Annotated in this window: 20 protein-coding genes; 10 read left to right on the top strand and 10 right to left on the bottom strand. The window is 71.9% G+C overall.

The genetic code is table 11. The annotated features are described in order from the left end of the window. Positions 1-64: 64 nt before the first annotated feature. The 4 genes from KVT44_RS16135 to KVT44_RS16120 all read left to right on the top strand — a co-directional run bounded on the left by KVT44_RS16135 (position 65) and on the right by KVT44_RS16120 (position 4,203). The gene (locus tag KVT44_RS16135; RefSeq protein WP_217567540.1) at positions 65-3,025 is read left to right on the top strand and encodes a BTAD domain-containing putative transcriptional regulator; all 2,961 of its coding nucleotides are present in this window, start codon (positions 65-67) and stop codon (positions 3,023-3,025) included. 207 nt (positions 3,026-3,232) lie between these two features. Next, complete coding sequence (locus KVT44_RS16130) at positions 3,233-3,412, top strand: hypothetical protein (RefSeq protein WP_095854064.1); 180 nt, start codon at positions 3,233-3,235, stop codon at positions 3,410-3,412. A 180-nt stretch (positions 3,413-3,592) separates the two neighbouring features. Next, complete coding sequence (locus KVT44_RS16125; RefSeq protein WP_217567539.1) at positions 3,593-3,763, top strand: hypothetical protein; 171 nt, start codon at positions 3,593-3,595, stop codon at positions 3,761-3,763. Positions 3,764-3,963: 200 nt separating this feature from the next. Next, on the top strand, positions 3,964-4,203 hold the full coding sequence (locus tag KVT44_RS16120) for a hypothetical protein (protein ID WP_217567538.1): 240 nt from the start codon (positions 3,964-3,966) through the stop codon (positions 4,201-4,203). A 2-nt stretch (positions 4,204-4,205) separates the two neighbouring features. On the opposite strand, the gene KVT44_RS16115 is transcribed toward KVT44_RS16120, so the two are convergent. After that, positions 4,206-5,807 carry a FadD3 family acyl-CoA ligase gene (locus KVT44_RS16115; RefSeq protein ID WP_217567537.1) on the bottom strand — a complete coding sequence of 534 codons (1,602 nt, stop codon included), beginning with the start codon at positions 5,805-5,807 and terminating at the stop codon, positions 4,206-4,208. A 102-nt stretch (positions 5,808-5,909) separates the two neighbouring features. Between KVT44_RS16115 and KVT44_RS16110 the strand changes: the two genes are divergently transcribed. From KVT44_RS16110 to KVT44_RS16100, 3 genes are read left to right on the top strand one after another with little or no spacing between them, the layout of a single operon-like run. Next, a complete protein-coding gene (locus KVT44_RS16110) occupies positions 5,910-7,058 on the top strand; it encodes a lipid-transfer protein (protein ID WP_217567536.1) in 1,149 nt (382 codons plus the stop codon). A 9-nt stretch (positions 7,059-7,067) separates the two neighbouring features. Then, positions 7,068-7,499, top strand: coding sequence for a Zn-ribbon domain-containing OB-fold protein (locus KVT44_RS16105; protein WP_190170746.1), 432 nt, complete (start codon positions 7,068-7,070; stop codon positions 7,497-7,499). Continuing rightward, entirely contained in the window at positions 7,475-8,278 is an 804-nt protein-coding gene (locus tag KVT44_RS16100) for an enoyl-CoA hydratase/isomerase family protein (protein ID WP_308314017.1), read from the top strand. The genes KVT44_RS16105 and KVT44_RS16100 overlap by 25 nt, the downstream gene beginning before the upstream one ends. Positions 8,279-8,464: 186 nt before the next feature. Here the strand turns inward: KVT44_RS16100 and KVT44_RS16095 are convergent, their stop codons facing one another. Both KVT44_RS16095 and KVT44_RS16090 read right to left on the bottom strand, forming a co-directional pair. After that, a complete protein-coding gene (locus KVT44_RS16095) occupies positions 8,465-10,789 on the bottom strand; it encodes a serine/threonine-protein kinase (protein ID WP_099922063.1) in 2,325 nt (774 codons plus the stop codon). A gap of 160 nt (positions 10,790-10,949) precedes the next feature. Next, entirely contained in the window at positions 10,950-11,702 is a 753-nt protein-coding gene (locus tag KVT44_RS16090) for a VOC family protein (protein ID WP_217567535.1), read from the bottom strand. A gap of 166 nt (positions 11,703-11,868) precedes the next feature. Here KVT44_RS16090 and KVT44_RS16085 point away from each other — a divergent pair, with 166 nt between their 5' ends. After that, on the top strand, positions 11,869-12,504 hold the full coding sequence (locus tag KVT44_RS16085; RefSeq protein ID WP_054234406.1) for a TetR family transcriptional regulator: 636 nt from the start codon (positions 11,869-11,871) through the stop codon (positions 12,502-12,504). Between the two features lie 84 nt (positions 12,505-12,588). On the opposite strand, the gene KVT44_RS16080 is transcribed toward KVT44_RS16085, so the two are convergent. After that, the gene (locus KVT44_RS16080; RefSeq protein WP_099922061.1) at positions 12,589-13,083 is read right to left on the bottom strand and encodes a nitroreductase family deazaflavin-dependent oxidoreductase; all 495 of its coding nucleotides are present in this window, start codon (positions 13,081-13,083) and stop codon (positions 12,589-12,591) included. Further along, the gene (locus KVT44_RS16075) at positions 13,083-14,273 is read right to left on the bottom strand and encodes an acyl-CoA dehydrogenase family protein (protein ID WP_217567534.1); all 1,191 of its coding nucleotides are present in this window, start codon (positions 14,271-14,273) and stop codon (positions 13,083-13,085) included. The genes KVT44_RS16080 and KVT44_RS16075 overlap by 1 nt, the downstream gene beginning before the upstream one ends. Before the next feature lie 114 nt (positions 14,274-14,387). On the opposite strand from KVT44_RS16075, the gene KVT44_RS16070 reads away from it, so the two are divergent. Then, on the top strand, positions 14,388-15,554 hold the full coding sequence (locus KVT44_RS16070) for an acetyl-CoA acetyltransferase (RefSeq protein ID WP_190170749.1): 1,167 nt from the start codon (positions 14,388-14,390) through the stop codon (positions 15,552-15,554). A gap of 63 nt (positions 15,555-15,617) precedes the next feature. Here KVT44_RS16070 and KVT44_RS16065 read toward each other — a convergent pair whose 3' ends face one another. From KVT44_RS16065 to KVT44_RS16050, 4 genes are all read right to left on the bottom strand, one after another. Further along, positions 15,618-16,568 carry an AraC family transcriptional regulator ligand-binding domain-containing protein gene (locus KVT44_RS16065; RefSeq protein ID WP_217567533.1) on the bottom strand — a complete coding sequence of 317 codons (951 nt, stop codon included), beginning with the start codon at positions 16,566-16,568 and terminating at the stop codon, positions 15,618-15,620. Positions 16,569-16,760: 192 nt separating this feature from the next. Next, positions 16,761-18,098 (bottom strand): hypothetical protein, encoded by a 1,338-nt coding sequence (locus KVT44_RS16060; protein ID WP_254649439.1) that lies wholly within the window; start codon positions 18,096-18,098, stop codon positions 16,761-16,763. Continuing rightward, positions 18,095-18,274: a DUF397 domain-containing protein gene (locus tag KVT44_RS16055; protein WP_217567532.1), complete on the bottom strand. Its 180-nt coding sequence runs from the start codon at positions 18,272-18,274 to the stop codon at positions 18,095-18,097. The genes KVT44_RS16060 and KVT44_RS16055 overlap by 4 nt, the downstream gene beginning before the upstream one ends. Next, positions 18,271-18,498, bottom strand: coding sequence for a Scr1 family TA system antitoxin-like transcriptional regulator (locus KVT44_RS16050; RefSeq protein WP_254649438.1), 228 nt, complete (start codon positions 18,496-18,498; stop codon positions 18,271-18,273). Before KVT44_RS16050 ends, KVT44_RS16055 begins: the two co-directional genes overlap by 4 nt. Positions 18,499-18,810: 312 nt before the next feature. On the opposite strand from KVT44_RS16050, the gene KVT44_RS16045 reads away from it, so the two are divergent. Beyond that, on the top strand, positions 18,811-19,482 hold the full coding sequence (locus KVT44_RS16045; protein WP_190170752.1) for a pyridoxal 5'-phosphate synthase: 672 nt from the start codon (positions 18,811-18,813) through the stop codon (positions 19,480-19,482). On the opposite strand, the gene KVT44_RS16040 is transcribed toward KVT44_RS16045, so the two are convergent. Continuing rightward, positions 19,419-20,408, bottom strand: a complete 990-nt coding sequence (locus tag KVT44_RS16040) for a LysR family transcriptional regulator (protein ID WP_217567531.1) — start codon at positions 20,406-20,408, stop codon at positions 19,419-19,421. The two genes, KVT44_RS16045 and KVT44_RS16040, sit on opposite strands and share 64 nt — an antisense overlap. Positions 20,409-20,448 lie beyond the last annotated feature (40 nt).

Here is a 20,448-nt window from a genome sequence, read left to right as displayed (position 1 = left end):
ACGCATCCGCCATGAACAAGGCAAACTGGCCTCGTAGCACTGACGGTTCGGCAGGGGGACGGCGATGGACGGTGTACCGCGAGTGCCGGAGCAGCGACGTGCCGGGGAATCGGCGGCGTTGCGCTTCAGCGTGCTCGGCCCGGTGCGCGCCTGGCGCGGCGAGGATTCCTTGCCCACGGGGTCCCCGCAGCAACGCGCCCTGCTGGCCGCGCTGCTGCTGCGGGAGGGCCGGACGGCCACGTCCGGCGAGCTGATCGACGCCCTGTGGGGCGAGGAGTCCCCGCCCCAGGCGCTGGCCGCCGTGCGGACGTACGCCTCCCGGCTCCGCAAGGCCCTGGACCCCGGCGTCCTGATCAGTGAGTCCGGCGGCTACGCGATCCGGCTGGCCGCGAGCGACAGCTCCCTCGACCTCGCCGAGGCCCAGGAACTCGCCGCCGACGCCGAGAAGGCCAAGCACTCCGGCGACCTGTGCTCCGCCCGCGACCTGCTGAACCGCGCGCTGGGTCTGTGGGACGGGGAGCCGCTGGCGAGCGTGCCCGGTCCGTACGCGGAGACCCAGCGGGCCCGCCTGGAGGAGTGGCGTCTCCAACTCCTCGAATCCCGGCTCGACATGGACCTGGAGCAGGGCTGCCACGCGGAGGCGGTCTCCGAACTCACCGCCCTGACGGCGGCGCACCCCCTGCGCGAGCGGCTGCGCGAACTGCTGATGCTCGCCCTGTACCGCAGCGGGCGGCAGGCCGAGGCGCTCGCCGTGTACGCCGACACGCGCCGCCTCCTCGCCGACGAGCTCGGCGTGGACCCGCGCCCGGGCCTGAAGGAGCTGCAGCAGCGGATCCTCCAGGCCGACCCGGGCCTCGCGGAACCCTCGGCCCCGGCGGCCGAGCCCACCGCGACACCGGTCCGCCCGGCCCAACTCCCGGCCACCGTCACGGACTTCACCGGACGCGCCTCCTTCGTCCAGGAACTGAGCGACGTCCTGGCCTCCGCCTCCTCCGCCGAGGGCGAGGGCCAGGTCATGGCCGTCTCCGCGCTCGCGGGCATCGGCGGCGTCGGCAAGACGACCCTCGCCGTGCACGTGGCCCACCAGGCGCGCGCGGCGTTCCCCGACGGGCAGCTGTACGTCGACCTGCAGGGTGCGGGCCAGCGGGCGGCGGAGCCGGAGACGGTCCTCGGCGCGTTCCTGCGTGCCCTGGGCACGGCGGACTCCTCCATCCCCGACTCCCTGGAGGAGCGCTCGGCGCTCTACCGCTCGGTCCTGGACGGCCGGCGGGTCCTGGTCCTCCTGGACAACGCCCGCGACGCGGCCCAGGTCCGCCCGCTCCTGCCCGGCACGGAGGGCTGCGCGGCCCTCGTCACGTCCCGGGTGCGGATGGTGGACCTGGCGGGCGCCCACCTGGTCGACCTCGACGTGATGTCCCCGGAGGAGGCCCTCCAGCTCTTCACGAAGATCGTCGGCGAGGAGCGGGTGGCGTCGGAGCGCGAGGCGGCCCTAGACGTCGTCGCGGCCTGCGGCTTCCTCCCCCTCGCCATCCGCATCGCGGCCTCCCGGCTGGCCGCCCGCCGCACCTGGACCGTCTCGGTCCTGGCGGCGAAGCTCGGCGACGAGCGCCGCCGCCTCGACGAGCTCCAGGCCGGCGACCTCGCGGTCAAGGCCACCTTCGAACTCGGCTACGGACAGCTGGAGCCGGCCCAGGCCCGCGCCTTCCGGCTGCTGGGCCTGGCCGACGGCCCCGACATCTCCCTGGCCGCCGCGGCCGCCGTCCTCGACCTCCCGATCGACGACACCGAGGACCTCCTCGAATCCCTCGTCGACACCTCCCTCCTGGAATCCGCCGCCCCCGGCCGCTACCGCTACCACGACCTCGTACGCCTCTACGCCCGCGCCTGCGCGGAACGCGACGAACAGCCACCGAGCGAGCGGGATGCGGCGATGTCACGCCTTCTGGACTTCTACTTGGCCACGGCCGCCGGGGTGTACGCGATCGAACGGCCCGGGGATCGGTTGGTGGACCATCTGGAGCCGACGGAGCACCCCGGGCTGGTGTTCGACGACCGGCATCCGGCGCAGGACTGGTTGTACGCCGAGGCGAACGCCCTCCTGTCGTGCGTGCGCCAGTCTGTGGCGGACAGCCGACTTCGCAGGGCTGTCGACCTGCTCTGGGCCGCCAAGGATCTTGCCGAGTCGGGGGCCAATTCGCGCGAATACGAGGTCGCCGCGAACGCGGCGCTCGAGCGTGCTCGTGCCATTGGCGACGCGCATACCGCTGGGCGTGCGCTGACTACGCTCACCGACGTCCACCTGGTCGCGGGACGCTTCGATCAGGCTGACGCGGCCGCCGTCGAAGCCATGCACATGGCACAGGAGGCGGACGACCCCGTTGCCAGCTGCTGGGCCCCCAACACCCGCGGCATCATCGCCATCTACCAGAGTCGGCACGCCGAGGGCGAGCAGTACCTGACCTCGGCCATCGAGAATTTCCGCAGCAACAAGAACCGGCCGGGCGAGGCCAGCGCACTGTGCAACCTGTCCCGCATTCACCTGGCCACGGGACGTGTCGACAGCGCCGTCACTCTCGCTCAGCAAGGCATCGACATCTACGACTCCACGGGGAACGCCCTCAGGGGCGCGAACGGGCGCTACGCCCTGGGCTTGGCGCTCACCCGCAACGGGGACCTCGGCTCGGCGGCCGAGAGCCTCGTGGAGGCCCTGGAGACCTTCCGCGACAGTCGCCAGCGACTCTGGGAGGGGATGACTCTCTTCCGGCTCGCCGAGGTGGACCTCGCCGCCCGACGTCCGGCGCAGGCCGCGTCCAACGCGGAGATGGCTCTGACCGTGCTGCGGGGCATCGGTGGGGAGTGGCGACGTGGGCTCGTGCTCACTGTGCTCGGTCGCGCGCTCAACGGCATCGGACAGACCGGTCGCGCCCAAGTCTGCTGGCGTGAAGCCCTCGGGATCTATGAGGAGTTGGGATCCCCCGAAGCAGCCGAGGTGCGCAGCCTGCTGAACCCGGCCGCTGCTGCCTAGCCGACCGTCGGGGCGTTCATCGAACGTTTATCGCCGCCCGACATGCTCACTCCTGTCGTTCCGTCGCGTCGGGGGGCAGGCGGATCGACAGTGAGGCCGTGAGGTTAATCTGAGCGGCCAATCGGTGCCCGTCCGGCGTCCATCGGGGGAGCTGCCGGGCGGGCCCCCAAGCCTCTTGCCTGGAACGGAACTGGGGAGTTGACCGCTATGAGCGAAAAGAAGAGCGAGCCCATCGTCAAGCCGCTGGACCAGCACGCAACGGGTGAGGAGCTCGTCGCGCTGGACCAGCACGCCACCGACGAAGAGCTCATTGCCCTGGACCAGCACGCCACGGGCGGCGAAATCAAGCCGCTGGACCAGCACGCAACAACCGAACCGTCCAACTGACCAATCACGACGGGGATCGGCCGCGGCGGCGCGGAGGGGGAGCCGCCGCGGCCGATGTGTGTCCAGCAACTGGTTCAGGTCAATTGATGACGCGAATCGTTCGATCTACTCGAACATTCGCCCCCTGTGTCGCTAGCGTCACTCGATGTTCGGAAGTTCCTTTCTCTCACAGGAGTTGGCATGACACGCACCAAGAAGGCCCTCGTCACGGTGGCTCTCGCGGCCGCCGCCGCGATCGGTACCTCGGCCCCGGCGTTCGCCAACGTCCACGCCACGGACACCCCGGTCACCACGGACAACATCCACGCGACCGACACCCCCGTCACCACGGACAACATCCACGCGACCTGATCAACACCTCAAGCCACACTGCGGGGTCGAGCTCAAGCTCGGCCCCGTTCGCGTCCAGCCTGCTCAAACCGCCCAGCTCTCCAAAACCACCGCAATGCTCCCCGCCGTACAGGTCTTCTTCTTCGGCTCGGTCACGAGCGGGGTGGGCCGAACTCCGTACGCCCGACGGCCGCCGCCGCTACCTGGACTTCCTGTTCCGGGTGGAGGGGCTGGCCGTCGAGATCGAGGGATACGCGTACCACGGCTCACGCGAGTCGCACCGCCGGGATGTCGCCCGCTTCAACCAGGTCCTCCAGTGCCCGGAGGTGCGTCTCCTCCTCCGCTACACCGCCGCGGATGTCTTCCACCGTCCCGCGATCGTGATCGAGGAGGTCCGCGCCGCCCTCTCCCGGCTCCGCGAGCGCGAGCGCGACCGTGACTCAGGGACCCTCGCGCCGTAGCTTCAGTACGTCCCGGACCGCAACTCCCCCTTCACCACCTTCCCGCTCGCGTTCCGCGGGAGTTCCCGTACGAATTCCACCGCCCGGGGGACCTTGTAGTTCGCCATCTCGCGGCGGGACCAGGCGATGAGGTCGTCGGAGGTGAGGTCGGATCCCGGGCGGCGGACCACGTAGGCCTTGCCGACCTCGCCCAGGCGGTCGTCCGGTACGCCGATGACCGCCACGTCCGCGATGTCCGGGTGGAGGCCGAGGAGCTGTTCTATCTCGGCGGGGTAGGCGTTGAAGCCGCCGACGATGAACATGTCCTTGATGCGGTCGGTGATGCGGAGGTTGCCCGCCGGGTCCAGGACGCCCACGTCGCCGGTGCGCAGCCAGCCGTCCGAGGTCAGGACGCGGGCGGTCTCCTCGGCGTCCTCGAAATAGCCCCGCATCACGTTGAAGCCGCGGACCAGCACCTCACCCGGGGTACCCGTGGGCGCTTCCACTCGTACCTCCACCCCCGGGATGGCCCGGCCCGACGTCGACGCGATCACCGACGACGGGTCGCCCCGGCGGCACATCGTCACGAATCCGCTGGCCTCCGAGAGGCCGTACGCGGTCAGGACCGTCTCCACGCCCAGTTCGGTGCGCAGGCGTTCCACCAGGCGGAGGGGGACCACGGCCGCTCCCGTGACCACCAGCCGCAGCGTCGACAGGTCGTACGACGCCCGCGCCGGGTGGTCCAGGAGGGACTGGTGGAGGGTCGGCGGGCCCGGCAGGACCGTGACCCGCTCGGACGCGATGTTCGCCAGCACCGTGTCCACGTCGAACACCGGCTGCGGGATCATCGTCGCGCCCCGCATCAGACAGGCGAGCACCCCGGCCTTGTAGCCGAAGGTGTGGAAGAAGGGGTTCACGATCAGGTAGCGGTCCTCCCGGCGCAGACCGGCCAGCTCGCACCACACCTCGTACGCCCGCAGGCTCTGCTCGTGCGTGATCACGGCGCCCTTGGGCCGGCCCGTCGTGCCCGAGGTGAAGACGATGTCCGACGGCGCCGATCCCGGCACGGCCGCCGCCCGTTCCCGCACCTCCGCCGCCCCGACACCCTCCCCATCCGCGAGGAAGTCCTTGCAGGTGCGGAAGTCGGCGGGGGCGTCGTCGGCGAGCACCACGACCTGTTCCAAGTGCGGGAGTCCGGGGAGGGGGCCGTCTCCGGCGCCCTCCTCCTCCGCGCTCTCCCCCGCCGCCCGTCGCAGCGACGCCACGTACGACGTCCCCAGGAACGTCCCCGTCACGAACAGCAGCCGCGCGCGGCTCCGGGACAGCACGTACGCCGCCTCGGTGCCCTTGAAGCGGGTGTTGAGCGGGACGAGCACCGCGCCCGCCGACACCGCGCCGAGGGCGGAGACGATCCAGTCCAGGGTGTTCGGCGCCCAGATGGCGACCCGGTCGCCGAGCCGTACGCCGTTCGCGAGGCAGGCGGCCGCCGCACGTTCGACGCGGGCGCCCAGCTCGGCGTAGGAGATCCGCGTACGGCCCTCGACGACGGCCTCGCGGTCCGCGAAGCGCGTCGCCGCCGACCGCATCAGCCCCGGGATGCTGCCCCATTCCAGGTCTCCGCGCATCTCACGCCTCCCGTAGCCACGAACCCACTAGCTGACTACCCGTCAGATTAGCTGTAGCCTGACGGCCTGTCAGCAGTCGGGCCCTTCCGTGGAGGTGCACCTATGCCGGGGATCAAGGACGCCACCGCCGTCGTCGGCATCGGACAGACACCCTTCGCCAAGCAACTCCCCGAGTCCGAGAAGACCTTGGCCTGCCGCGCGATCCTCGCCGCCCTCGACGACGCCGGAATCGCGCCCTCCGAAGTCGACGGGCTCGCCTCCTACACCATGGAGGAGACCGACGAGGTGGAGGTCGCGAAGGCGGTCGGCCTCGGCGATCTCACCTTCTTCAGCAAGGTGGGCTACGGCGGCGGCGGCTCCTGCGCCACCGTCGCGCACCTCGCCGGCGCCGTCGCCACCGGCCAGGCGACGGTGGGCGTGGCCTGGCGGTCGCGCAAGCGGGGCAGCGGGCCCAGGCCGTGGAAGAACACCGCCGTCCAGCTCCCCACGCCCGCCCAGTGGACCCGCCCCTTCGGGCTGCTCAGACCGGCCGACGAGATAGGCATGCTGGCCCGTCGCTACATGCACGAGTACGGCGCCACCCGCGACCACCTCTTCAACGTCGCCCTCGCCTGCCGCAACCGCGCCAACCAGAACCCCGCCGCGATGATGTACGAGCGCCCGCTGACCCGCGAGATGTACATGACCTCCCGCTGGATCAGCGAACCCCTCTGCCTCTTCGACAACTGCCTGGAGTCGGACGGCGCGTTGGCCTGCGTGATCGTGTCCGCGGAGCGCGCCCGGGACTGCCGGCAGCGCCCCGTGTACGTCCACTCCGCCGCCCAGGGTCTGCCCGCCCAGCACCACGGCATGGTCAACTACTGGAACGACGACCCGCTCACAGGGCCCGCCTGGACCGCCGCCCGGCACCTGTGGAAACACGCCGACTTCACCCCTGACGACGTCGACGTGGCCCAGATCTACGACGCCTTCACCCCCCTGATCCCGCTCTCCCTGGAGGGCTACGGCTTCTGCGGACGCGGCGAGGGCGCGGCCTACACGGAGGGCGGCACCCTGGAGATCGGGGGCCGGCTGCCCCTCAACACCGGCGGGGGCGGGCTCAGCGAGGCGTACGTCCACGGCTTCAACCTCATCAACGAGGGCGTGAAGCAGTTGCGCGGCACGAGCACCGCCCAGGTCCCCGGGGCCGCCACCTGCCTGGTCACGGCGGGGGAGGGCGTCCCCACCTCCGCGATCCTGCTGAGGAACTGAGGAGCCGAGATGACCGAGCCCCTTCTCACCCCCGTCCTCGACGACGACGGCGCGCCCTTCTGGGGGTACGCCGCCCAGGGCGAGCTACGGATCCAGGCGTGCGCCGACTGCGGCGAGCTGCGCTTCCCGCCCCGCCCCTGCTGTCCCCACTGCCGGTCCTTCGGCAGCGAGTGGCGGCGGATGAGCGGACTGGGCCGCGTCTGGTCGTACGTCGTCCCGCACCCGCCGCTGCTCCCGGCGTACGCGGCCCTGGCCCCGTACAACGCGATCGTGGTCGAACTCGCCGAGGCCCCGCACATCCGCCTGGTCGGCAACCTGGTCACGGCGCCGGGCGCCCCGCTCGACTCCTTCCCCCCGGACCGGATCCGGATCGGAGCGCGGGTACGGGTGGTGTTCGGCGGGGAGGGGCTGCCGCAGTGGGTTCTGGACGGCCGGTCGTGAACGGCGGCGCGCTGCGGATCGCGACCGACAAGGACACGGGCGTCGCGGTCCTGGCCCTGGACCGCCCGGAGAAACTGAACGCCATCGACGAGGCCCTGGCATCCGAACTCTCCGCCGCCTGGCGGGCGTTCCGCTTCGACGACTCGGTACGGGCCGTCGTCCTCACGGGCGCGGGGGAACGGGCCTTCTCCACGGGCCTCGACCGCGCCACCGAAACCCCCCAGCCCGCCTCCCCCTTCATGGTGGACGACCCGCTCCTGCGCATCGGCCCGAAGGCCAACGACCTGTGGAAACCGGTCGTCGCGGCCGTGTCCGGGATGGCGTGCGGAGGGGCCTTCTACCTCCTCGGGGAGGCGGAGTTCGTCGTCGCCGACGAGACCGCCACCTTCTTCGACCCGCACACGACGTACGGCATGGTCAGCGCGTACGAGTCCGTGTACGCGGCGCACCGGATGCCGTACGGGGAGGCGGCGCGGATGGCACTCATGGGGAACGCCGAACGGATGTCCGCGCGGCGGGCGTACGACATCGGATGGGTGTCCGAACTCACCCCGCCCGGGGGAGCGTTGGAAGCCGCCGTGCGTTGCGCCACGGTGATCGCCTCCTACCCCTCCGAAGGAGTCCAGGGCACCGTCCGCGCCCTGTGGACCGCCCACGAAGCCGCCCGCGCCCACGCCTTCGCCCAGGCGCCGCACCTCATCTCCCTGGGCAACCTGCCCCTGACCCGACAGACAGAGTTGTTCTCCGCACGCCGCCCGAACGGGTTCCGGGTGCGGTGATTCGTCCGCGGGCCGGTGGGGGCTGGTCGCGCAGTTCCCCGCGCCCCTAAAAGCCTCCGGCCGACCGGCGTTCGAGAGCGACGCCGATGGGGCACAGGGGCGCAGCCCCGTGCCCCAGGGGCGCGGGGAACTGCGCGCCAAGCCCCCACCGACCCGCAGTCGAAGAACAGGAAGGGCCGGTCGGCCTTACGTCGTGCGGGCCGTGCCCGTCCCCTTCTCCGCGTCCAACGCGTACACGCACCGGTCCTTGCTGCACGCGTACACCACCCCGTCCTTGACCACCGGCGCACCGGTGATCTCCCCACCCGTCGCCAGCTTCCACCGAAGCCGCCCGTCGTCCGCCTTCAGGGTGTAGAGGAGATGGTCCGTGGAGCCGAAGTGGATGCGGCCCTCGGCGACCGCGGGCGCGCCCACGAGGTCGCCCCCGGCCTGGAAGCGCCACTTCGGGGTGCCGGTGACCGCGTCGAGGGTGTACAACCCCTTGCCGCTGCCGACGTGGACGTGGCCGGCCGCGACCAGGACGGGATCGATCGAGGAGCGGGCCTCGGTCGCGATGCGCCAGCGGTCGCGACCGTCCGTCGCGTCGAGGGCGTACACCGTGCCGAGGTAGTCGGCGAGGTAGACCCCGCCTCCCGTGACCGCGGGGCCCGGCACGAAGGTCGGCGGGGAGAGGAAGACCGCGGGGGCCTCGAAGTGCCAGCGCACGTGCCCGCCGGCGACGTCGACGGCGAGGACGCGGGTGCCCGCGGAGATGTAGACGTAGCCGTCGGGGGCGGAGGTGATCCGTACGGGTACGCCCCCGCACGACGCCGCGTCGCCGATCGGGTACGACCACCGTTCCTCACCCGTACGGGCCTCCAGGGCACGCAGCCGGGCGTCCTTCCAGACGTACACCGTGCCGTCGTGGACGGCGGGCCCGGCCTCCGGGGACTCGAAGTCGGTCTGGGCGCCGGTGATCTCCCAGAGTTTCTGGCCGTTGGAGGCCTCCCAGGCCTGGACGCCGCCCCCGCGCGTACCGGTGATGACGGTCCCGCGGTCGGCCTTCAGGGAGTACACCCAGGCGTCCGTGGACAGACGCCACAGGTCCGCGCCCTCCCGCGCGTTCAGGGCGAAGAGGGTGGGGCCGTCGGAGGCGTGGATACGGCCGTCCGCGACCGCCATGGACCAGGCCACGTCCCGCGTCTTGAAGCGGCGGCGGCCGGTCGCGACGTCCAGGGCGTGGACTTCGAAGGAGGTGACGTAGACGAGGTCGCCCGCGACGGAGGGCGTACCCCAGACGTCGTTCGACATACGGAAGCGCCAGGGCCGCCAGCCGGACGGGGAGTCCGGGGCGGGCGGCGGAGCGACCGTCGGCGCGGGGTCGGCGCCGTTGACGCCGACGCGCGGGCGGGACCAGGAGGCGGCGAGTCCCGCCTCCGGAGGAGGTGCCTTCACGGCGGCGGCACGGGCGTCGGCGACGCGCGGCCCGGGGCCGATGGGCACCTGGCCGCCCGCGAGCCGCACGGGGCCGGTGTCGGGCGCCCCGACGGGCAAGGGAGCGTGCGAGGGCGGCGGAGGGAGGGCGGGGCGTCCGCCTCCGCTGCGACCGCCGGAGGACGGGGGCTTCAGCGCCGGACGGCCCCCGCGGCGCGACTCGATCAGGCCCACTGCCCGCTCGGGCAGCCACGCCGACGCCGTACCGCTGTCGTCGGAGCCGGAGCCGAAGAGGTGGGGTGCCAACTGGGCCTGGAGGTCGGCGGGGTTGGGGCGGCCGGTCGCCTCCATCTGCATGCAGGACTCGATGAGGGGGCGCAGCTCGTCCGGGAGGCCCTCCAGGTCGGGGCCCTCCCGCAGCAGCATGAAGACCGTCTCGACGGGGTTGGCGCCGTGGAAGGGCGCGTGCCCGGTGGCGGCGAACACCAGCATCGAGCCGAGCGAGAAGACATCGCTCGCGCCCGTCACACTGCGCGAGTCCTTCGCCTGTTCGGGGGACATGTAGGCCGGGGTGCCGACGGCGACGTTCGTCATCGTCAAACGGGTGTTCGAGACACCGGAGGCGATACCGAAGTCGATGACCCGCGGCCCGTCCTCCACCACCAGCACGTTCGAGGGCTTCAGGTCGCGATGGACGAGCCCGGCGCCGTGGATCGACTGCAGCGCCTCCGCGACGCCCGCCGCCAGCCAGCGCACCGCCTGGGCCGGCATCGGCCCGCACTCGTTCACTATTTCCTCGAGGGAGGGCGCAGGAACGTACGCGGTGGCCAGCCACGGCACGGCCGCGCGCGGGTCGGCGTCGACCACGGCCGCCGTGTAGAAGCCGGAGACCGCTCGCGCGGCCTCCACCTCACGAGTGAAGCGGACCCGGAACAGCTGGTCCTCGGCGAGCTCGGTCCTGACCGTCTTGATCGCCACGCGCCGGCCCGAAGCCGAGCGCGCGAGATAGACCAGCCCCATGCCGCCGGCACCCAGCCGTCCCAGCACCTCGAACGGCCCGATCCGCCGCGGATCGTGCTGTGTCAGCTGATCCACCACTTGCCTGCCACCTCCCCGTACGAGCCACGTCATCCACGTATGAACGCAGCCCCGTGCAGCGTCTCACCACCGCACCGCCATGGCGGCACGCACCCCGATTCTTCCTGTCCGGGCCACAGGTTGCGAACCCGGGGGCGGAACGGGGTGTCTCGGGACAAAATCACCGGCCCCGTACCTGGAGTACGGCGAACGACGCCCCTTGATTGTCCGTGACGACGGCCGCCCTTCCGTACGAGGTGTCGAAAGGGGGCGCCTGGACGCGTCCGCCGAGCCGGTTCACCGTACCGAGAACCGCGTCGACGTCCTCCACTCCGAAGTGGACGAGGAAGTGCGGCGGCATCTCGGCCGGGAAGACACCGGAGACCGGGGCGCGGCCGAAGTCGGGCGAGGCGTCGGGGCCGAACAGGGCGTCGTGGAACAGGGTGCCGTAGAAACGGTCGACGGTTTCCGGGTTCCGCGCGTACAGCTCGGCCCAGCAGAAGGAGCCCGGCTCGTGCCGCTTGCCGAAACCGGGGTGGGTCCCCGCCTGCCACAGGCCGAAGACCCCGCCCTCGGGGTCGGTCGCGAGGGCGGTCGTACCGTAGGGGCCCAGCCGGGTGGGCGCGGTGATCACCTGCCCGCCCGCCGCCTGGATCCGGGCCGCGAGCGCGGCGGCGTCCGGGGTCGCGAAGGACACCGTCCACACGGTGGGCATCCGGCCGTCCCGCTTGGGTGTGAGGGCGGCGACGGGCTCCCCGTGATGGCGTGCCCACACGCCCTCCATGTGCGGCTCGAACCCCTCCCCGAAGGTCCAGCCGAACAGCTCACCGTAGAAACGCCTGCCCGCCTCCACATCGGGAAGCTGCGCGTCGACCCAACAGGGGACGCCCTCCGGGTAGGCGTGCGTTGCGTCGGACGCCCGGGATACGGCCATGCGGCCAAGTTAACGGCCTTTCATCCACTCCGCGCGACGGCCCGGACACCCCCGGACACCTCCCAGGGCCCCCACTCGCCGCCCGCACTCCCCCACGCACCCCATTTGCAGTCGGCCGAATCGCGCTCCGATCACCCCTCGGTAAGCTGACGGCATGACAGGACAAGTGCGTACCGTCGACGGCCGCGTGGCCGGACGGCGAGGGCAGGCGACCAGGCAGAAACTGCTCGACTGCCTCAGTGAAATGCTCAGCTCGTCGCCGTACCGGGACGTCAAAGTCATCGATGTCGCCCGGAAGGCGGGCACGTCGCCGGCGACTTTCTACCAGTACTTTCCGGACGTCGAGGGCGCCGTCCTGGAGATCGCCGAGCAAATGGCCGCGGAGGGCGCCGGGTTGACCCAGCTCCTCGAAGGTCGCTCCTGGGTCGGCAAGGCCGGCTGGGCGACCGCGCAGGAACTCGTGGACGGTTTCCTGGAGTTCTGGCGGAAGAACGAGGCGATTCTGCGCGTGGTCGACCTGGGCGCCGCCGAGGGCGACAAACGCTTCTACAAGATCCGCATGAAGATCCTGAACTCGGTGAACAACTCCCTCGCGGACTCCGTCTCCGAGCTCCAGTCCAAGGGCAAGGTCGACAAGGACGTGAACCCCGCGGCGATCGCCGGTTCCCTCGTCGCGATGCTCGCCGCGGTGGCCTCGCACCAGAAGGGCTTCCAGACCTGGGGCGTCAAGCAGGCCGAACTCAAGCCGAACCTGGCGCTGTTGGTGCACCTCGGGGTGACCGGGAAGAAGCCGACCAAGTAGCGCGACCGTATCTTCTGGGGCTCCTGTTCGGCCCACATCCTGTCATGCAGGCGGCAGTCCACTCGTGGACTGCCGCCTGCTGCGCTATGCGCCGCGACGCACGATGCGAAACAGCCGGATCTCCCGGTCGATCCGCGCCTGGTACGTGGCGTACGGCGGCCAGAACGCCAGCACCGCCTTCCACGCCGCGTCCCGCTCCTCCCCCTCCAGCAGACGGGCCCTCACGGGGATGTCCTCGCCCTGCCAACTGATGACGGCGTCCGGATGGGCGAGAAGGTTGGCGGTCCAGGCCGGATGATCGGGGCGCCCGAAGTTGGACCCGACGAGAATCCAGCCGCCCTCCCCCTCCGGCATACAGGCCAGTGGCGTACGCCGCTCCAGCCCGCTGCGGGCGCCCCGCACGGTCAGCACGATCCCCGGCAGCAGCTGCGCGCTGAGCAGTACCCTGCCGCGCGTCAGCCGGTGCACCGCGCGGTCCATGGCAGGGACGAGGTGCGGGGCGACCCGGGCGAAGACCCGCGTCGAGGACACCTTCTGCACACTCCGCACGACGGCTCGCGATCGGATTCCCGGCGCCATCAGACCGCCACCTCCGCCCCGTCGAAGAGCCGCGCCGCGTCGGCGGCGTACGCCCGCAGCCGGTGCACGGGCCCGAAGAGCAGTTCGTCGCCGGCCGCGCGCTTGAAGTACAGCTGGGCCTCGTGCTCCCAGGTGAAGCCGATGCCGCCGTGCAGCTGGATCGCCTCGGCGGCGGCCGTGCGCAGCGCCTCCAGGCCCTGGGCGAGCGCGAGCCCGCCGACCCGCTCGCCGCCGGCCCCCGCCGCCCAGGCGGCGTAGTACGCGGCGGACCGCGCCGCCTGTACCCGCACGTACACGTCCGCGAGCCGGTGCTTCACCGCCTGGAAGGACCCGATCGCCCGCCCGAACTGCTCCCGCTGCCGCACGTAGGCGACGGTCCGCTCCAGCGCCCGGTCCGCGGCCCCCACGGCTTCGACGGCGAGCACGGCGGCGGCGCCGTCCCCGACGGAGGCCAGCGCGCCGAGCACGTCGCCGTCCTCCTCACCGAGCAACTCGGCCCGCACCTGACGCAGTTGCACCCGCCCCTGTGCCCGTGTCTCGTCCAACGACGTCTGCCGCATCCGTACGAGCCCCTGGGCGCCCTCCGTCACCAGGAAGATCCGCGTCCGGGCCCGGGCGAACCCCCCGGTGTGCGCGGCGACCAGCAGGAGCCCGGCGCTGTGCCCGTCGAGGACCTGTTCCACCTCCCCGTAGAGGCGCCAGCCGCCCTCCTCGCCCGGCCGGGCCTGTACGCCCCCGGCCCGGCCGCCGCCCGCCCAGTCCCCGCCGTTGTCGCCGACCAGGCCGAGCGCGGTGGGGAGCCCGGCGCCCGGTACCGCGAGGGCGGCGGTCAGCTCGCCGGCCGCGATCCTGGGCAGCAGCCCGGCGCGCTGGACGTCGGTGCCGAGGGCGAGGATCAGCGGGGCCGCGAGGGCGGCCGTGGCGAGCAGCGGCGAGGGCGCGAGGACCCGCCCCGACTCCTCGCAGGCGAGGGCGAGATCGGCGAACGAACAGCCGACCCCGCCGTACGCCGTGGGCAGCGCGAGCCCCGGCAGCCCGAGCTGCTGCGCGAGGGTCTCCCAGAGCCCGGCGTCGTGTCCGACCCCGGTGCGCACGGCCGACCGCACCTCCTCCGGACCGCAGCGCTTGAGCAGGAGCTCCCGCAGGGTGCGGCGGATCTCGTCCTGTTCGGCGGTGAAACGGGCGTCCATGGCCAGGCCCTTTCTCCCGATCTGACGGCCCGTCACATTAGCGCCGTGCGGTACGGATGCCCAGAGCCACGACGACCTCCCGCACGCCGCCACATCTGATGTACCGTCAGATTCATGACTCCGGGGAAGCGCAAGGTCGCCGTCGTGGGTGTCTCCCTCTCGGACTGCGGTCGCGTGGACGACGCGACGCCCTACGCCCTGCACGCCCAGGCCGCCAGGCGCGCGCTGGCGGACGCGGGGATGGACCGCTCGCTGGTCGACGGGTTCGCGTCGGCCGGCCTCGGCACCCTGCCGCCGGTCGAAGTGGCCGAGTACCTGGGCCTGCGCCCCACCTGGGTCGACTCCACCGCCGTCGGCGGCTCCACCTGGGAGGTCATGGCGGCGCACGCGACGGACGCGATCGCGGCGGGCCACGCCGAGGCCGTCCTCCTCGTCTACGGTTCGACGGCCCGCGCCGACATCAGGGCGGGCCGCCGCACCGGCAACCTCTCCTTCGGCGCCCGGGGCCCCCTCCAGTTCGAGGTCCCCTACGGCCACACGCTCATCGCCAAGTACGCGATGGCCGCGCGCCGCCACATGCACGCCTACGGCACGACACTCGAACAGCTCGCCTCGGTGGCCGTCCAGGCGCGGGCGAACGCGACGCTGAACCCGGAGGCGATGTTCCGCACCCCGATCACCACCGACGACGTCCTGTCCGGCCCGATGATCGCCGACCCCTTCACCAAGCTGCACTGCTGTCTGCGCTCCGACGGCGGCGCGGCGGTGCTGCTGGCGGCCGAGGAGTACGTACGGGACTGCCGTACGGCCCCGGTGTGGATCCTCGGCACCGGCGAGCACGTCTCGCACACGACGATGTCCGAGTGGCCGGACTTCACCGTCTCCCCCGCGGCGGTGAGCGGACGTCTCGCCTTCGAGCGGGCGGGGGTGCGGCCCGACGAGATCGACGTGGCCGAGCTCTACGACGCCTTCACCTACATGACCCTCGTGACCCTGGAGGACCTGGGCTTCTGTGCGAAGGGCGAGGGCGGGGAGTTCGTGGAGAAGGGGCGCCTGACGGTGGGCGGAGAGCTGCCGGTGAACACGGACGGGGGCGGACTCTCGGCCCAGCATCCGGGGATGCGGGGCCTGTTCCTCCTCGTGGAGGCCGTACGGCAACTGCGCGGGGAGGCCGGGGAACGCCAGGTCAGGAAGACGGGCGGACGCCTTCCCGAGCTGGCGGTGGCCTCCGGGACGGGCGGGTGGTTCTGCTCGTCGGGGACGGTGGTGCTGGGGCGGTAGGGGCCGGTGGTGCTCGGACGGTCGGCCCCGTCGGCGCTGGGGCGGTAGGGGCCGGGCAGCGGTTCAGCGTGCGGCCCAGCGGCGTCTGGCCCGACGCAGGGCGCGGGCGTCGGAGTAGCCGAGGAGACCGGCCTTACCGCCGGAGGGCGCGGCCGGGTGCCGATGGAGCCGCGCGAACTGCGCCTGCCGGGCGCGGTCGACCTCATGGCGCCAAGTGGTGCCCGACTCGGCGAGCCGGCGCTGGAGGGTTCTGGGGCTCGTCGCCAGCCGTCGCGCGACGGAGGTGAGGGAGAGGGGGGCCTCCGCGAGCACCGCGGCGGCCAGCACCTGCTGGACGCGGTCGGGCCAGCTGGTGGGGCGCGGCTGGATGCGCGGCAGCGAGGCCGCGTGGCGCTCCATGATGGCGGCGAGGGCGGGATCGGCGGTGCGCAGCGGCAGCTCCAGATCGGCGGCGCGCAGGGTCACGCTGTCGGTGTCGGCCCCGTACGTGATCCGGGTGGTGCCGAGGAAGTCGCTGAACGTGGTGGACCTGCGCGGTGCGCGCTGCCGCAGGCTGACCTCCACGGCTCCGATCGGCCGTCCGGTCGCCCAGCGGGAGCGGGAGAGCAGATCGGACATCCCGGTCTGGATGGCCAGCTCCCGCCCCCGGTCCTCGTCCTCGGCCAGCGAGAAGGTGACCCGCACGACTCTCTCCGTGGCGGCCACGACGGCGTACTGCCCCACACCGGTGATCAGGTCCACATACCGCCCGCTCGCCGCGTAGCCCTCCCCGAGAGTCCGTGCCGTGGTGAACAGGTAGTCGTAGACACCGAGTTGGCCGGGCGCGAAGTCGGCGCCGACGCGCAGTCCGACGTCGGGCACACCATGGTGGTGCTCGGCCAGTACCAGGGTCCGCAGGAAGCAGTCGTTGGCGACGGTGATGTCGTCGCTGTCCATGGCCCACGCCGGGATCCCCGCTTCCCGGGCGAGGCGGCCGGCCTCGTACCCGGTTCCCGCCGTTCTCGCGAGCACCATCTTCGGCAGGGCAACGCTGTACAAAACAGGCACCTCACAACACCGCGGCGGTGACTGGCGTGTTCAGCCGCGTCGCTGACACGTTCGGTCCTCCCGCACAGGCCGATCCGCGCCACATCTTAGAGGCAGCGGAAAACGCAACAGCCTCTTCCGTTCCCTGGCGTCACGGGGGTGCGCCAGGGACACGGGAGGTCAAGGCAGAACGGTGACAGGAGCCGTGTCGTTGGCCGGGTTCGGGTCGCGGCGGCCCGTGGACGGCTTGGTGTCCTGCAGGGCCACGCCGCCCTGCCCCGGACCGTCGAGGCTGAGGGTGAACTCGAAGTCACGGGTCTTGCCGGGGTCGAGTTGGCCCACGAGGCAGCTGTACGCCGGGCCGTCGGAGTCGCAGTACGGCTCGTACGCGTCCTCGTCGATGGCCTCCATGGGTTCTTCCAGCACGGTGCCGGGCGGCGGCGTGAACAGCAGCTTCGTACCGGCGCCGGGGATGCCGGGCCCGTTGTTGCGGACCTTGAGCCGCAGCGAGCGCTTCGTGCCGGGGCTGCCCCGCAGTTCGACGTCGAAGACCTCGTAGTCGGCGTGGGTGTCCAGACGCACGTCGGTGAAGACGTCTCCCTCGGCGAACGTGCCGTCGGTGTCGTCGGCGCCGCGCACGGCCTCGGCGGTCAGGGGCGGGCCGTGACCGTGGTCGCCGCCCGGCGGCACCACGGCGTACTGTCCGGGCCCCGAGTCCAGCGGCCAGGCCTCCTGGCTGAAGGAGCCGTACATCCGCGTCTTCGACGCGCGCAGACGCAGGGCGGGGTGCAGGACGACGGTCCCGCCGGGCGGGATGCGCAGGTCGGGAAAACGGCAGACGGCCGTGTGGCCGTGGTGTTGCGGTGGGTAACGGCAGTTGGCGTACCGTTGCCGGAAGTCCAGGTCCCCGGAGCCGAGTTCGAGGGCGAGCCCCTTCACCGGCACCTCGCCGTCATTGCGGACGACGACCGGTACGGTCACGTCGGCGCCGGGGCGCACGTCCTTGATGACCTTGAGCGTTCGCACCTTCACCACGGGCTCGCCGACCACGACCCGGGTGCGGGTGGTGAGCGTCTTCCCGTCCTTCGTGGTGAACGTGAAGCGCACGATGCCGGTGTCGCCGGGTTTGCTGCCCTCGGCGGCGACCGGGTGGACACGGTCCAGGTCCGACCAGTTGTTGTAGGCACCGCTGACGTCGCAGATGGCACGCACGGTGTCGTTGATGCACCGGGTCCCGCCCTTGCGCAGGCCGACCGCCTTCAGCCGTACGACGCCCTCGGACCCGCGCACGTCGACGGTCAGCCGGTGATCCTGCGTGCCGTAGCGGCTGGTCGCCTTGACGTCCTCGGCCTGCAGATGGAACGGCATCTTGGCCTTGGGCCCGGATTTGTCACCGACGGGGCGCAGGTAGAAGACCTCGGGGGCGGAGATCCAGGACTTGGGGTCCGCGAGGGGGCCGCAGGCGGCGAGGGGGAGCAGGAGGGCGCCGCTGAGAGCGACGCCCGCTGAGCGCCTCAACGGACGGTACGGAGGAAGGCCGTCCAGGTGTTGGGGGTGACGGCGAGGGTGGGGCCGGTGAGGTTCTTCGAGTCGCGGATGTGGATGGTGGTGGGGGCGGTGGCTATTTCGAGGCACTCGCCACCCTCGTTCGTGCTGTAGCTCGACTTGAACCAGGCGAGTTCGGTCGTGTTCACAGTTGCCCCGCTTTCTTTGCGATGAGTTCTGCGGACTCCCACGGCGTCAGGGCCTGGGCCCGCAGCATGCCGAGCAGATCGAACAGTCCGTTGACTTGCTCGGGCTTGGAGATCAACGTACTGCCTGCCTGGGACTCGACGAAGACCAGATTGCGGCCGTCCTCCGTGCTCATCAACTGCATCGGCCCCTGCAACCCGGCGTGCGTGTGCCGCTTGTTCGGCATGACCTGCACCGTCAGATGGTTCAGCGTCCGACGGTCACCCCGGACCGGTCGTCAGGGAATCCAACGGCTGCCGCTGGACGTACTTCCTGCTGGCGCCCGGCGAGGGCGCGGAGCACGACTGGCCGGCCGGCGCCCGCCGGTTCACCCGCTCGGCGCACGACGAGTACGTGGGCGTACCCGCGCCGGAGGGGAACACGTACCCCCTGAGCTGGGGGCACGGCGCACCGGAGGTGGCTGAGTTCGTGGACGCGGAACTGCTGCACGGGGTGCTCATGGCGCAGCTTTGTCGGACCTCCGGGTGATACTCGGGGCATGGGAACGGATCTTCACGAGCTGCTCAGGTCACTGCGGGTGTGGGACGTAGAGCTGCCCTCCTTCGACCCGGCATCCGCACCCGCCGAACCACTCCCCCTGTTCACGGAGTGGTTCGCGGACGCGGTCGCGGCGGGGCAGAGCGAACCGCACACGATGTCGCTGGCGACGGCGGACGAGGACGGGCTGCCCGACGTCCGGATCGTGATGCTGCACGGCGCGGACGCGGACGGCTGGGCCTTCGCGAGCCATGTCACCAGCCGCAAGGGCCGCCAGCTGGCCGCGCGCCCGTACGCGGCTCTGGGGTTCTACTGGCCCGCCCAGGGCCGTCAGATCCGGCTGCGGGGGCCGGTCGAGGTCGCCCCGGCCGAGGAGGGGCAGGCGGATCTGCACGCCCGTTCGACGGGGGCGCTGGCCGCCGCGCTCGTGGGCGGGCAGAGTGAAGTGCTGGGTTCCATGGCGGAGTTGGGGCGGGTCTCGGACGAGGCCTGGGACCGCGCTCGGCGCGAACCCGACGCCCCGGCCCCGACGTGGACCCTCTACCGCCTCCGGCCGCAAGAGGTGGAGTTCTTCCAGGGTGACGCGAGGCGTCGGCACGTACGGCTCGTCTACCGCCGCACGGAGCCTTCTCCGGAGGGCGGTGGCTGGCGCAAGGAGCTGCTCTGGCCCTGAGGCACGGGAGGGGCCAGGTGGGCCTGGGCGCACTTGCGGAAGGCCGTCACGAGGCGGCTTCGGTCGTCGGCGCGGGTCGCGAGCACGACGTGGCTCGGTTCGACGCCGTGCAGGGGGACCGTGGTGAGGTCGGGGCGGACTCTGTCGACGCGCGGGTCGGCCGGGACGATGGCCACGGCCTGCCCGGAGGCGATGAATTCGAACTTGTCCTCCAGGGCCTCGATGAGCGGACCGTCGGGCGCCCGGCTGCCGTCGGGGCGCGGGTCGATGCGCCAGAACGCGTTCCAGGCCGCGTCGGACACCCGGGGCAGGGGTTCGTCGGCGATGTCGTCGAGGGTGACGGATTCCTTGCCGGCCAGGCGGTGGTCGAAGGGGACGAGGAGCACGCGGGGCTCGTCGTAGAGGATCGTGACGTGGAGCTGGTCGGTCCGCATCGGGAGGCGGGTCACCGCCACGTCCACCCGGTGCTCGACCAGGGCCGCGTGGGCGTCGTTCCAGACGAGGTGCTGGGCGACCACCTCGGCGTCCGGGTGCAGTCGGCGCATCTCGCGCACCGCCGGAGTGACGATGATGCCGGAGGTGTAGCCGATGGTGACACGGCTGGGCTGGGCGGCTGCCCGGGTGCGCGCCGCGGCCTGAGTGGCCGAGCGCAGCAGCGCCTTGGCCTGGGGCAGGAAGACCTCGCCGGCCTCGGTGAGCCGGCTGCCCTGCGGGGTACGGTCCAGCAGCCGGGCGCCGAGCTGCTGTTCGAGGCGGCGGATCTGCCGGCTCAGGGACGGCTGGGCGATGCACAGGGCGGTGGCGGCCCGGCCGAAGTGCCGGTGCTCGGCGACGACCGTGAAGTACCGCACGAGCCGCAGGTCGAGGTCGAGGTCGAGGTCGACCTGCGGCGAAGGCTGCTGCTGCGGCGACGAGTCGGGCGTCATGTCTCCATGGTATTCCCCGTGACTACCAGCTGACCGCAAG

The sequence above is a fragment of the Streptomyces sp. GbtcB7 genome, from assembly GCF_019091445.1.
In the GTDB taxonomy this organism is placed as follows: Bacteria; Actinomycetota; Actinomycetes; order Streptomycetales; family Streptomycetaceae; genus Streptomyces; species Streptomyces mirabilis.
The sequence above is the reverse complement of the archived record's forward strand: the minus strand, read 5'-3'. Positions and strand labels throughout refer to the sequence as shown.